The organism is Photobacterium piscicola, from assembly GCF_046058925.1.
In the GTDB taxonomy this organism is placed as follows: Bacteria; Pseudomonadota; Gammaproteobacteria; order Enterobacterales; family Vibrionaceae; genus Photobacterium; species Photobacterium piscicola.
In genome coordinates this window covers 1,976,255-1,990,508 of sequence record NZ_CP175534.1, presented here as the reverse complement: position 1 = coordinate 1,990,508, position 14,254 = coordinate 1,976,255, and the positions used below count along the sequence as shown (strand labels likewise).

10 protein-coding genes are annotated in these 14,254 nt (G+C 38.8%); 5 read left to right on the top strand and 5 right to left on the bottom strand.

What is annotated here, in order from left to right; translation table 11 throughout:
- The first annotated feature begins 45 nt into the window (after positions 1 to 45).
- Together ACJZU6_RS09525 and hrpA are read left to right on the top strand one after the other, a co-directional pair.
- On the top strand, positions 46 to 1,437 hold the full coding sequence (locus ACJZU6_RS09525; protein WP_327779155.1) for an MATE family efflux transporter: 1,392 nt from the start codon (positions 46 to 48) through the stop codon (positions 1,435 to 1,437).
- Between the two features lie 258 nt (positions 1,438 to 1,695).
- Positions 1,696 to 5,580, top strand: a complete 3,885-nt coding sequence (gene hrpA / locus ACJZU6_RS09520) for an ATP-dependent RNA helicase HrpA (RefSeq protein ID WP_408900936.1) — start codon at positions 1,696 to 1,698, stop codon at positions 5,578 to 5,580.
- A gap of 88 nt (positions 5,581 to 5,668) precedes the next feature.
- Here the strand turns inward: hrpA and ACJZU6_RS09515 are convergent, their stop codons facing one another.
- The 3 genes from ACJZU6_RS09515 to ACJZU6_RS09505 form a co-directional block, all read right to left on the bottom strand.
- The gene (locus ACJZU6_RS09515; RefSeq protein WP_408900160.1) at positions 5,669 to 7,102 is read right to left on the bottom strand and encodes an amino acid permease; all 1,434 of its coding nucleotides are present in this window, start codon (positions 7,100 to 7,102) and stop codon (positions 5,669 to 5,671) included.
- A gap of 424 nt (positions 7,103 to 7,526) precedes the next feature.
- Positions 7,527 to 8,831 carry an inosine/guanosine kinase gene (locus tag ACJZU6_RS09510; protein ID WP_107275822.1) on the bottom strand — a complete coding sequence of 435 codons (1,305 nt, stop codon included), beginning with the start codon at positions 8,829 to 8,831 and terminating at the stop codon, positions 7,527 to 7,529.
- Positions 8,832 to 9,127: 296 nt separating this feature from the next.
- Positions 9,128 to 9,826, bottom strand: a complete 699-nt coding sequence (locus ACJZU6_RS09505) for a DUF2786 domain-containing protein (protein WP_327763502.1) — start codon at positions 9,824 to 9,826, stop codon at positions 9,128 to 9,130.
- 351 nt (positions 9,827 to 10,177) lie between these two features.
- Here ACJZU6_RS09505 and ACJZU6_RS09500 point away from each other — a divergent pair, with 351 nt between their 5' ends.
- The 3 genes from ACJZU6_RS09500 (at position 10,178) to yghU (ending at position 13,263) form a co-directional block, all read left to right on the top strand.
- Positions 10,178 to 11,185, top strand: a complete 1,008-nt coding sequence (locus ACJZU6_RS09500; RefSeq protein ID WP_327768866.1) for a transposase — start codon at positions 10,178 to 10,180, stop codon at positions 11,183 to 11,185.
- A gap of 495 nt (positions 11,186 to 11,680) precedes the next feature.
- Positions 11,681 to 12,355, top strand: coding sequence for a haloacid dehalogenase type II (locus ACJZU6_RS09495; protein ID WP_408900159.1), 675 nt, complete (start codon positions 11,681 to 11,683; stop codon positions 12,353 to 12,355).
- Positions 12,356 to 12,405: 50 nt separating this feature from the next.
- Complete coding sequence (gene yghU / locus ACJZU6_RS09490; protein WP_408900158.1) at positions 12,406 to 13,263, top strand: glutathione-dependent disulfide-bond oxidoreductase; 858 nt, start codon at positions 12,406 to 12,408, stop codon at positions 13,261 to 13,263.
- Between the two features lie 86 nt (positions 13,264 to 13,349).
- Here the strand turns inward: yghU and ACJZU6_RS09485 are convergent, their stop codons facing one another.
- Positions 13,350 to 13,730, bottom strand: coding sequence for a DUF4156 domain-containing protein (locus ACJZU6_RS09485; protein WP_080157371.1), 381 nt, complete (start codon positions 13,728 to 13,730; stop codon positions 13,350 to 13,352).
- 182 nt (positions 13,731 to 13,912) lie between these two features.
- Complete coding sequence (locus ACJZU6_RS09480) at positions 13,913 to 14,215, bottom strand: DUF3861 domain-containing protein (RefSeq protein ID WP_080157373.1); 303 nt, start codon at positions 14,213 to 14,215, stop codon at positions 13,913 to 13,915.
- Between the last annotated feature and the right edge of the window lie 39 nt (positions 14,216 to 14,254).

Below are 14,254 nucleotides of genomic sequence, written 5' to 3'. Positions count from 1 at the left end.
GTATGATCGTTGTCACAAGGTAAAACAGTTAGTGAGTATGTAACTATGACGACATGGCGCACATCAGCAGATAGACATTTTTGGCAAAAGACATGGCGGTTAGCATTACCGGTTTCAATGCAGTCAATGTTGTTCGCATTACTGGGGTTAGTCGATGTGCTAATGGTGTCAAAACTGGGTGAATCGCCAGTCGCTGCCGTGGGTATAGGTAACCGTATTTTCTTTTTTAACTTATTGCTGGTGGTCGGTGTCAGTGGTGCCGTTGGAGTATTAGCTGCTCAATATTTTGGCGCTGGCAGAATGGACGGTGTACGTCGCACCTTATTGCAATCTTGGGTGTGTGCGATTGTTTTTACGTTACCTTTTGCGATTATCTATCGTTTATTTCCACAACAAATTGTTAGCGTTATTAGCGATCAGGCTGATTTTGTTGTACATGCTAAAGACTATTTGTACGTTTGTGGTTGGAGCATCATTTTTACTGCGATTGTCGTGCCTTTAGAGGCGGCTTTACGTGCTGTTGGTGAAGCAAAAATGCCAACCTATGTCGGTTTAGTGGCAGTGCTATTAAATGCGACGTTAAATGCGCTATTTATTTTTGGCCTATATGGTTTCCCTGAAATGGGGGTTGCTGGAGCCGCATTAGGAACAACGATTTCACGCGGTATTCAAACAGTAATTTTATTAGCTGTGACTTATTACCGACATCGTGAAATTCTGCCGTTAGCGATTGATATCGAAACAGCAAAAACACCTCAAGCGCGTAAACGTTATTTAACCATTGCATTACCAATGATCATTCATGATGCAGGTTGGGCGATGGGCGTGTTGGTTTACAGTATTATTTTTGCTCAGTTAGGTGTCACTGAATTAGCAATCATTAGTCTACTTGCACCGATTGAGGGCGTATTGATTTCTGCCTTTATCGGTTTTGCCGTGGCCGCTTCGACTATTTTAGGGCATGAATTAGGCGCTGAGAATTACCAGCGGGCTTGGCATCAGTCATGGTTCTTTATTGGGTTGAGTGTGTCGATGGCTTTTGTGTTGGGTATTTCAATTTGGCTGGCGAGTGATACGGTAAGTCTGTGGCTTCAACGGGCAGATACGCCGAACTTAGCTATGTCATTAAATGTCACCATGGTGCTTGCGTTGGGGCTATTTTTAAAAGTGTTTAATATGGTGGGTATTGGAGGGGTATTGCGCAGCGGTGGCGATATCAAATTCAGCATTTTCATTGATTTGTTCGGTCAGTGGGGGGTGGGTATTCCTTTGGCTATCTTTACCGGCATTTTTCTGGGGTGGCCTTTACATTGGGTGTTAACCGCTATTTTAGCTGAGGAAGTAGTGAAAGTTGCACTGACGACTTATCGTATTCGAGGTCGTAAGTGGCTAGCTAATTTGATTAATGATACTGACCAAGTATTAGTATCGGTGTAATTGTTTGTAAACATACTGTTTATAAATAAAATTTTGCCCATTTGAATGCCAACAAATGGGCTTTTTTTATGGCTGATTAGGTCGTTATGAGTAATTGTCTTTTAAGCAGATTTCACACCGTTTCATTTGTGATAGAATTAACGAAATTTCGAATCGCCAAGTTATACCGATAGTATTATTGTATTTGAATGGTCGGTATCATTAGTCATTGAAAAGACAGGAATTACATTGAGTCAGTTGAATCAAACTCAAGCAGACGTGTTAAATAATGAAAAAACATTAAAGTCTGCGATTAAAGATTGCATGATGCGCGATCGTTTTCGTCTACACAAACGAGTACAAGGCGCATCAAGAATTAAAAATGAAAAATCTAAGCATGCAGTATTTGATGAAATTGCGTTAGATATTGCTAAATCAATGCAGACGGTAGAATTACGTCGAAATCATCGTCCCAAAATTATTTATCCTGCTCAACTGCCTGTTAGTCAGAAAAAAGATGACATTGCAGAAGCGATTAAACATAACCAAGTGGTTATCGTTGCAGGTGAAACTGGTTCAGGTAAAACGACCCAGTTACCTAAAATATGTTTAGAGCTTGGTCGTGGTACTCACGGTATGATTGGTCATACTCAGCCTCGTCGTTTAGCTGCACGTTCTGTTGCAACACGTATTGCCGAGGAAATGGAGTGTGAACTGGGTTCACATGTCGGTTATAAAGTACGATTTAATGATCAAGTTTCTGAGCGTAGCCACGTTAAGTTAATGACTGACGGTATTTTGCTGGCTGAAATTCAGCACGACCGTTTTTTAAGTCAATATGACACCATTATTATCGATGAAGCGCACGAACGTAGTCTTAATATCGACTTTATCATGGGTTACTTACGCGAATTATTGCCTAAGCGCCCAGATTTAAAAGTTATTATTACATCGGCAACTATCGATCCTGAGCGTTTTTCAAAGCACTTTAATAATGCACCTATTATTGAAGTATCAGGCCGTACCTTCCCTGTGGAAGTGCGTTACCGCCCAGTAGTTGAAGATGGCGATGATACAGATCGCGATCAACTCGATGCTATTTTTGATGCGGTTGATGAACTGTGCGATGAAGGCATGGGCGATATTCTGATCTTCATGAACGGTGAGCGTGAAATTCGTGATACTGCTGATGCATTAGAAAAGCGTAATTTACGTCATACTGAAATTCTGCCGCTGTATGCACGATTATCAGCTAATGAACAAAATAGAGTCTTCCAGTCTCACAACGGTCGTCGAATTGTTCTTTCGACCAACGTAGCGGAAACTTCTTTAACTGTACCGGGCATTAAATACGTTATCGATCCCGGTACTGCGCGTATTAGTCGTTATAGTTACCGCACCAAAGTACAACGTCTACCGATTGAGGCGATTTCACAAGCCAGTGCAAATCAGCGTATGGGGCGTTGTGGTCGTGTGCAGGAAGGTATTTGTATTCGTTTATATTCTGAGGATGATTTCTTATCACGCCCAGAATTTACTGATCCAGAAATTCTTCGTACTAACTTAGCGTCAGTTATTCTGCAAATGACTGCGATTGGTTTGGGTGATATTCAAGCCTTCCCATTTGTTGAAGCGCCTGATAATCGCAATATTCAAGATGGTATTCGTCTGCTTGAAGAATTAGGGGCAATTAACCCTACTGCAACCGATCCACGTAAGCGTTTATCAAATCTTGGTCGTCAGTTAGCACGTTTGCCTATCGATCCGCGTTTAGCTCGTATGGTACTAGAAGCACCTAAAACAGGTTCATTACGTGAAGTGATGATCATTGCTTGTGCGCTATCCATTCAAGATCCACGTGAGCGTCCATCAGATAAAAAACAACAGTCAGATGAAAAGCATCGTCGGTTTTACGATAAAGATTCTGACTTTGTCACGTTTGTGAATTTATGGGATTACATTCAAGAACAGCAGAAAGAATTATCTAATAACCATTTCCGTCGTTTGTGTAAGAAAGAATACTTAAACTATTTACGTATTCGTGAATGGCAAGATATCTATTACCAAGTTAATCAAGTAGTCAAAGAGCTTGAGTTAAAAATGAATGGTAATGAAGCTAGCTATGACGGCATTCATATCGCACTGTTGAGTGGCTTGCTGTCTCATATTGGTATGAAAGATCAAGAGAAGAACGAATATCAAGGTGCGCGTAATGCTCGCTTTAATATCTTCCCTGGATCGGGCATTTTCAAGAAACAGCCAAAGTGGGTAATGGTGGCTGAACTGGTTGAAACCTCGCGTTTATGGGGCCGAATTGGTGCCAAAATCCAGCCTGAATGGGTAGAGCCATTAGCTGAGCATTTGATCAAGCGTAGTTACAGTGAACCGCATTGGGAGAAAAAATCAGCCGCAGTGCATGCGTTTGAGAAAGTCACTCTTTACGGTATTCCTGTTGTTGGTAAGCGTAAAGTTAACTATGGCAATATTGATCCCGCGTTATCACGTGAAATATTTATTCGTTCCGCATTAGTTGAAGGGGATTGGGAAACCAAGCATAAGTTCTACCAACAAAACCGTAAGTTATTGCGTGAAGTTGAAGAGCTTGAGCATAAGTCTCGTCGTCGCGATATTTTGATTGATGATGATGAACTGTTTAACTTCTACGATCAACGTATTGATTTACAGGTAACTTCTGGGCGTCACTTTGATAGCTGGTGGAAAAAAGCCTCAAAAGAAAACCCAGAGCTACTTAACTTTGAACGTGAAATGCTTTTCCGTGGTGATGCAAGCCATGTAACGGATCTTGATTATCCTAATTTCTGGCATCAAGGAAACTTGAAGCTTAAATTAAGTTATCAGTTTGAGCCGGGTGAAGATAACGATGGTGTGACAGTGCATGTGCCGTTAGCAATTTTAAACCAAGTGAAACCAGATGGTTTTGATTGGCAAATTCCGGGTTTACGTCAGGAATTAGTGATTGCATTAATTAAATCATTACCAAAACCGTTACGTCGTAACTTTGTGCCTGCACCTAACTATGCAGATGCATTTCTTGCACGTGTTAAGCCAATGGAAATGCCGTTACTTGATGCTCTTGAGAAAGAGCTGAAGCGAATGAGTGGCGTAACCTTAGTGCGCGAAGATTGGAATTTAGATCAGATCCCTGATCACCTTAAAATTACTTATCGTGCCGTTGATCATCGCAATCGTAAACTGCGTGAAAGCAAAGATATCTATGGCTTAAAAGAAAACTTGAAAGAAAAGGTACAAGAGACCTTATCACAAGTAGCTGATGATGATATTGAGCAAGAAGGTTTAAAAACATGGAGCTTTGGTGCATTGCCTGAGCGTTACCAACAAAAACGTGGTGGGTTTGAAGTTAAAGCGTTCCCTGCGTTAACCGATAACAAAGACTCTGTTGGTATTAAACTGTTTGAAACCGAAGAAGAACAGCACAACGCTATGCAAGCAGGTCAACGTCGTTTGATTTTATTAAACGTACCATCACCAATTAAATACTTGCATGCAAACCTACCGAATAAATCGAAGTTAGGTTTGTATTTTAACCCATACGGTCGTGTGCTTGATTTGATTGATGACTGCATTGCGTGTGGTATTGATAAGCTTATCGAACAAAAAGGTGGTTTAGCGTGGCAGCCTGAAACCTTTGAAGCATTGAAAGAATATGTTCGTGCAGAGCTTGGCGATACAGTAGTTGAGATTGCTAAGCAAGTGGAAGCCATTCTAACAACGGCATTTAATATTTCTAAGCGTTTAAAAGGCCGTATTGATTTACGTATGGCGTTTGCAATGTCAGATATTAAAGCACAAATTGAAAGTTTAATATTTAAAGGCTTTGCGACAGAGTGTGGTTGGAAGCGTTTACCTGATATTTTACGTTACATGCGTGCCATTGAACGTCGTATGGAGAAACTACCTATTGATCCTAATAAAGATCGGGTTCATATTTTAAAAATTGAATCAGTGGTTAATGACTACAACGAGTTGTTAAACAAGATCCCTAAAGGTCAACCCGTACCTGATAAAGTCAAAGAAATTCGCTGGATGATAGAAGAACTGCGTGTAAGTTTCTTTGCTCAACAGTTAGGTACACCTTATCCGATTTCTGATAAGCGGGTTCGTAATGCGATTAATGAGTGCTAGTCACTTAATTTAGTAGTAATACAAATCCTAAAATGAAAAGGCCGATGCGATAACCGCATCGGCCTTTTTTTCGAGGGAACATGTCAAATTAGTGCGTTTGTGTGGTAATTTTAGTCTTTACTGATGTTGATGCTTTAGTTGCTTTTTTCTCAAAGCGAGAGATCCACAAGTAAGCTAATCCTGCAAATACAGCGGTCATAAACACGTTGATAAAGAATGCCTTAATAAGATCGACACCCGGAGGGAAAGCAGAAGCTGTCATACTTACCATAAAGATAACAATCAATACTGACACCATTCCCATACCAAATAAGCGCGAGCCCATACGGAACTCACGTGGGGTATCATCATGCTTAAGACGGAACACAAAATACGCTACCATGATAAAAATTGGCGGTAACATTGCAGTACCTGCGGTTAAGTTAATTGCTGTACTCATCATTTCTTGAACAGACTCAGAGCCAAAACCGTTAGCAATTAGCATCACTAATACAAATCCAAACTGCCACCATGCAGCACGAACAGGTACACCATGTTCATTTAGCTGAGTTGTTTTCTCACCGTAAACACCTTCCGGAATTTCAGAGAAGTGAATTTTAACCGGTGCAGCTGTCCACATCATCATTGCACCAAACATAGCAATAAAGAGTACGACACCAACAAAACGACCGACTAATGGTGCCGAGATATCAAAGTAATGGGCCATACCGGTGAAGATCTCAACCATACCACCTGAATAGGTTAAGTCACCACGAGCCACAAATACGTTAACTAATAATGAACCAATGGCATACATGCTACCAATCAGCACTCCAGCAACAATGATCACTTTAATGAATGATTTCTGACCGCCTTTAACATCGTTCAGATAAGCAGCTGCGGTTTCTGCACCGCCAGCTGCTTGGAAAATCCAACACATAATACCCAATGTTGCCCAATTAATGGTTGGCGTCATGGCTTCAAGTGTAATGGGTTCAGCTGGCGGCGCGTCACCATTTAATGCCATTAAGGCACCGATAACATAAACCGCAAATAGGGCAAAGACACCATAAGCAACGATTTCTGAAATTTTACCTAACCACGATGCACCTTTGGTTGATATATGTGTCGCTGCGGCAAATAAAACAATTGAAATCATTGACGTTACCATTGGCGAGAACGCATATTCATAACCAAGCATGGCGTATGAAGCATAAGCAATAACGTTCGGTAACAATGAGATAAACCAAAATAGATTTACAAACCAATATAAGAATGAGCCCATGTAAGCCGCTTTTGTACCCAGCGGTTTTTTGATCCAGTCATACATACCTGATTCAGAGTTTTTATTGGCAGAGACAAATTCAGCAATAATGAAAACAAAAGGAATGAAATAAACCAATGTAGCAAAAAGAAAAATAGGTGCTGAGCTTAATCCTAATTCAATGTTGTTGTTAACGATATTACGGACATTGAATACAGCTGCAAATGTCATCGACAGTAGAGCAAACTTTCCAATTGTACCGCGCATAGATTCAGACATAATATCCTCCATGAATCAGATCGATGATAACGTAGATAGAAATAAGCTGGTTATCAAAGGATGCGAGAAATAAATTACCGACTCAAAGCACTAAAGCAATGAAGTCAGTTAACATGGAATGGATTTTAGTAAAACTTTTACTAAAATGTAGTGATGAAAACGTTTTCCTTTAACTTGATCACAGTTTGTTGTTCATTGAATGTCGACGATGTGATGTAGTTAAAATTTGTTATTTGATCATATATATGACAGAAAAGTCACTAAAAATGACTATTATTAGGCGTGTTTCTTTATCTTTATTATTTATTTCAATATATTACAGAAGGAGGGGGGAATAATTAGCTACGGGTTATTTATAGTAAAATAGAGATATAAAAAAAGAGCGACAATTCGCTCTTTTTTAGGAAAAGATAATCAGTGTTGGTTAACGTTCCCAGTAAGCTTCTTCTAAACAGTCTTCACGTTCAGGTAAACCATGAGAAAGACGAGGAGCATGTTGAATGAGCACTTCATAGCTTACACGGTTTGAGTATTGGCAAATTTGTGAGAACGAAGAGTAAGACAAGAATTGTGCAGTGTGTTTAGCTGAATTTGGAACATTGATTTTATGGAAACGGTTAGCTGACATATCATGCAGTAGGGCAGATAAAGCGGCATCACCAGCACCATTAGTGTTTTTTATCTCCATCGGGCCACCAAGGTAAGGGGAGATGTGAGAGTAAACACGAACAGGGTTGATACAATCAGCTTTCGCCATTGGACGACTGAATTCATATTTATTAAATTCAGGAATACGACCTGGTAATAATGGCAATGTTGATTCGCGTTTTAGCTCGTCATCAGTGTAACCCGCCATGTAAAGACCAGCAGGTCCCGCAGTACACAACACCATATCAACCCATTCTAGCGCTTTATCAGCAGCCATTAATGGATCTTTTTCGCCAGTAAGGGCTTCAGCTTCTTCTTCGTTCATAGCGATACAAGTCACGTGTTCTTTGATGAATTCAATCCACCATTCACGTTTATCTTCAATCACGTATTTAGTGCCAAGCGTCAGTACCACCGGTACATTATTCTTTTTCGCAAACTCAATCGCTTTCAGTGCTGCATCTTTCATTGGGTCGGTTGGCTTACCGCGAACCAAGTAAGAAGAGAGGACTAATGCTGAGGCTTGCTTAAATGCACATTCAGGAATACTTTCAGGACGTAATTGATTCATCTGTCCTTCATTAATTGCAAATGTACGTTCACCATCTTTAGTGATCAACGTGTAGCAACGACCAATAGGACCACAAACAGGTTGTAGATAATCAAGATCAATACGGCTAGATGTATTGCAAAGGTAGCGGTAAGCGTAAGATCCAATTTTTAGATCTTTACTCATTACGCCCAGTAAGATGGATTTATCATCAGCAAGAACAGAGTAGTTATGTAACGTATTACCAATAGTATCGCCAGGATATTCATGGCTGATCAGTTTACGTTCTTTTAACTCTTGGTATAGAAGTTCTGCTTTATCTTCATCAAGGACTAAAGAATGGCCTTTACTTAGAGCATGTCTGGCTAAGAAGTCATCGTCGACGCGCGCTTCAATATCCACAATTGTTTGACCTACGCCAACAAGATGTGATTTAGCTAGTGGGTTTTCTTGTTGAATTTGAACAACCAATGGATCGCGAGCATTGACAGGGAAGTAATGCTTTGACTTACGTTGACCAGGAAATTTCATGTCTAAAGGCTATAGAAATAAGGGATTTTGATTCATTCTATCATAAAAATGAGAGATAAATCTCACTTCTTTGATGTTCTTACATTGAAATTGGTTCTTTTGCCGTTTTTTTAAACGACTTGTTCAAAAAGCTACGGTTAGATGCTAATAAGGTAAGTTTAATGGTGCTTTTATTGTTCAATTGGGATTTTAAACTATAAATAAAGCATGCAGTTTTTCTTGCTATAACTGGCTATAGTAAGAACGATGTATAAAAAAAGCCGCAAAAGCGGCTTTTTTGTTTAGAAACGATAAATCTAGTTCAAGCGTTTAAGCTCTTGTTGTGCACTTGTACCACCTACTGGGCGGCTAACTGAGATAGAACGGCCTTTTTTCATGCCTTTTTCATAATCATCAGTTAGTGCCTTCATCGCTTCTTGAAGTTGTTTTTTAAAGGTTTCACGATCTAAATTTTCAAACTGTTTATCAATATAGTTTGCCATACGCTGATCGTGATCATCATCGGTATTTAATACAGGCAGTTTTTCTAATGCCCCTTCAAGCCAACCTGCTAAAAATGAGGATACGCGACGAGTAACTTCAGATGTACTCGTGCCTGTTCCTGCAAAGCTATTACGGAATTGGCCTGTTTGCTGGTTCATTTCACGATAAACAATATCAAAGGCAAAAGCTGCAAAAATAGCGCGCTCAGCAGCACCAATAAATTCTGCTTGTTTTAAACCTTTGTAATTAGTTAGAACGCACTCAACTCCAAAACGACGATTAATACCACGAATAATTTTTAGAATTTGTGGACTAATATCTGATGGCAATAATGTTTTTGACTTAGTTTTGCCCATCTTAATGAATTCAATATCGTCTTTTTCTAGACCATATTTGAGCATGAGGCGGTGAGCCATACGAATGGCTTGGGCTGCTTCGTTTACATTTGCTGAATTACCCAACTCAAGACATTTTGCAATTTTCTTGAGGGCCTTTCGCTTCTGTTCTGACATTAAACATTCTCATGACTAAAAGAGGGCACATATTTTACCGCTTTATGACCTCATACTACAAGTACGTAATTGTGATAATGGCGTGAATGGGTACTAAATTCGATAGGAGGTTGATATTTAGTCAGAAAAAGTCGGACTAAAGTGTAAAAATAAATGACTCTAGAGGTGATTATTACGACAAAGTGGTTATCTCAAATTTGGTTAGTTGGTAGATGATACAGTGATTATGACTAAGAGCAGTAACGAGGAAGATATGCACCTTAATAAAAACAAAAACAATGGACAGCCATAACATTGCACATTAACCATGAGCTACTACACTTAAGCTTCGTATTGCTTATGGTGAAACAAATGACAATCTCAAGACGGAAATTGATAGAGCCTCAAATTACGCCTTTTTATCATGTAATTAATCGCTGTGTACGCCGTGCGTACCTGTGTGGGGATGATCCGTATAATGGCAAAAACTATCAACATCGTCGTGGTTGGATAGTAAATAAAATCAAACAATTAGCCTATGTGTTTTGTATTGAGGTGTGTGCTTATGCGGTGATGAGTAATCATTATCATTTGGTACTGAAAATAGATATAGAGCAGCAACAAAAGCTAACCCCAGAAGCGGTGATATCACGCTGGTTACAGTTATTTAGTGGCCATCCAATCGCTGTCGATTTTTTAAAAGAGGGGAAAATCGGTTCAGATAAACAACAAGCGCTATCAACATTAGTGGCTGAATGGCAGCAACGATTAGGCAGTATTAGCTGGTTTATGCGCTGTCTTAATGAAGAAATAGCACGAAAAGCCAATAAAGAAGATCAATGTAAAGGCGCGTTTTGGGAAGGGCGATTTAAGTCTCAGGCACTGCTAGATGAACAAGCATTATTATCGTGCATGATGTATGTTGATTTAAACCCGATAAGGGCGGGCGTTACACCGTCACTAGAACAATCAGATTTTACCTCTATTCAGCAGCGTATTCGTGAACATCATCAAACGAAAACATCGACACAACAATTATCATTAAATACCTCTTGTTTTCAATTATTACCCTTTGTAGGCGCAGAACATCAAGCTAAAACCGCAGGTATAAACTTTGCTTTTGCTGATTATCTTGAACTAATTGATTGGACAGGTCGGTGTATTCGAAATGATAAAAAAGGTTTTATTGCACCTAATCAACCCAAGATTTTACAACAAATGGGAATAACAGTAGATGCTTGGATTGAGCACAGTGAACAATTTATGGAACACTATGCCAATGTAAGTGGTAGATGGTCTCAAATGTGTGCATTCAAACAACGTATTGGTGGACATTGGTGTAAAGGGAAATCAGCGAGTCACCAGTTACATCCTAGTTAGACATTATTTATAAATAAATTCAAATACCGCAATAACCGTCAGGATTGTGGGCGTTGTCGATCCTGCAATATAAGAATGTGACAAATTTAATGAAGAATTAAAATAATAAGCCGTAAATTTGATAGTAAAAGAGTTTGTTGTTGCTGGAATGGTTTATTTTTTAGGGGGCGATATTTCAATGATAAATATTTGGCTGTCCAGAGTGCTCTTATTGATTCAATATGATATTTAAGGATATTAGTGTAGTTATAGAGATGTATTTAATAAGGATTGATTATGAATATGTTAGAAGTATCCTTTCCTAAGTATCGAGTAATCAAAAAATGTAAGACTAACATCTAACGCGCCAATACAGTGGTCTATTATAAATAGAATATATCATCTAATTAATCGGTATATAGAAGATTGGACAAGTTGAATTATCAATGTTAAGTATAGTTACTCTATGATAAGGATATCGTTTATGCGTTTTAACTTATTGTAAAGAGTAATTATATGAACAAGAAAGTGATACTTTTTGATATAAATGAAACGGTTTTAAATTTAGGGGCTTTAAAGCCAATATTTAAGGCCGTTTTTGGTAGCGAAGATGCGTTGTCTCTCTGGTTTTCAAAGTTACTGCATCTTTCTACGGTCTGTATTACGACAACAGTTAAAAGCAATTTTGCAGAGCTAGCCCGTATTACTCTTGATACGGTTGCTGCTAATTATAAGATTCAATTAACAGAAGGTCAGCGAACCGAATTACTTGGTGCTTTTTCAAATTTATCAGCTTATTCTGATATAAAACCTGCGCTTAGTCGGTTACGTCAACATGGGTTTAAAGTTGTCGCTTTATCTAACTCATCATCAACGCTCATTGCGACACAAATGAAATACGCACAATTAACTGACTATTTCGATGACATTCTTTCAGTAGAAGAGACCGGAAGTTTTAAGCCGGATCCTCGTGTTTATGCATTTGCCGCTCAAAAATTACAACAACCGATAGATCAGCTATGTTTAGTCGCAACTCATGACTGGGATACACATGGCGCTTTATCAGCAGGTTTGAATGCAGCTTATATTGATAGAACTGGTATACCGTATAATCCGTTGTATTTAAAACCAAAAATGTATTCAAATTCAATGATGGATCTTATTGATATGATCATTGCAGATAAACAATAACGTAATCAACTCGACTATTAGTAAACAAATAACAATTGTTAGGAGTTAACATGACCAATCAATACATTCCACCTAAACAATGGCAATTTGATAATAATAATGGTGGTCAATGGGCACAGATCAATCGTCCCGTGTCAGGTGCTAAACATGATAAGGTATTGCCTATTGGTAAGCATCCATTACAGCTTTACTCTATGGGGACACCTAACGGCCCAAAAATCACCATCATGCTTGAAGAGTTGTTAGCTACGGGTAAATCAGATGCTGACTATGACGCACATTTAATTAATATCTCAGCAGGAGATCAGTTCTCTTCTGGTTTTGTTGCTATTAACCCGAACTCTAAAATTCCAGCCTTAGTCGATCATTCACAGGATCTGGCGGTTAACGTTTTTGAGTCGGGTTCAATCTTATTTTATTTAGCTGAAAAATTTGACCTGTTTTTACCTAAGTCAGTTAATGAACGTACACAAGTAATGAATTGGCTCTTTTGGTTACAAGGTTCCGCACCTTATCTAGGTGGTGGCTTTGGTCATTTTTATGCTTATGCACCAGAAAAGCTAGAATACCCAATTAATCGTTTTACTATGGAAGTAAAACGTCAATTAGATGTGTTAGATAAGCAACTTGCGTCTCATCAGTATATTGCCGGTGATAAGTACACTATTGCGGATATTGCAATGTGGCCATGGTATGGCAATTTAGTTTTAGGCCATCTTTACAGTGCGAGTGAGTTTCTTGATGTGGCAAGTTATGTCCATGTTCAACGCTGGGCAACAATGATACTTAATCGTCCTGCGGTACAAAGAGGGCGGATTGTAAATCGTACCTGGGGTGAAGTGTGGGAACAATTGCCTGAGCGTCATGACGCTCAAGATATTACAGAAGTGTTATCACAGAAGCCTTAGTTAATATTAGGGCAGTCATTAAAAATAATGGCTGTCCTAAATTCACAATTTGGCACAAGAATACGAAACCAAAAACCGTTATGGTGTTATTTAGAGTCAGGCATTACTTCAAGTTTGGTGGCAGAGGCGGTTTTTGGTTGCTGGCATAGATAGGCATTAGCAAACATAGTCACAGAACTAGAAAAATCTAGTGGTTGATAGAGATACACGGTATTTGCACCTAATGCTGCCGCCTTAATGCGCATTTGGTTTATTGCTCCCCATACCATGTCTTTGTCAGCATGGAACCAATAGTCATAAAAATGGCCTTCTGAGCCATATACAATACCTAAACGCTCACAGTTTTCAATTGCTTTTGTATCATCCCAAATGACACCAACTTTGGCTGATTCTGTCGTAGGAAAAGTGACACAGCCACTTAATAACAGTGTTGAGGCTAACATTGAGCTAACCATTAGTTTTTTCATGTAAGGATCACGGACAAAATAAATGTCGCGCGAGTGTATTTAAAAAAAGATCATTAGCAAGTAAATAAAACCAATATTCAGATCGCGACAACATTAATTAATGAGTCGTTTAATATTATGCGCAACTTAGTCTCGGTATTGATATTTTTAGCTTGTACAGAAGGGGGTTTAACCCGATGAAATTACTTATCAATTAATGATTGTTTAACGGTATTTTTAAGTGACTGCATAAATGTTTTAAAATGAGGCATAAAGTCAGCAAAAAGCGGGTGTTTACGATTCATCATCATAACAGGACCTAATAATCGCAGAGCAACACCAACTCTTGTTGCTTGTATTGCATCTAATTTACTGCCTTTCTCTAAGTTTTTAACTATCTTAAACAGATCTTCTCTATCTTGAAATTCAAACTGCATGGTTTGGGCGATAGTTGATTGAGATTCTACTTCTTCAATGGTAATTCGATAGTTTTTTTTATTAGACATAATTGGATTCTTATTTGAAATAAAACGAAATATGATTGA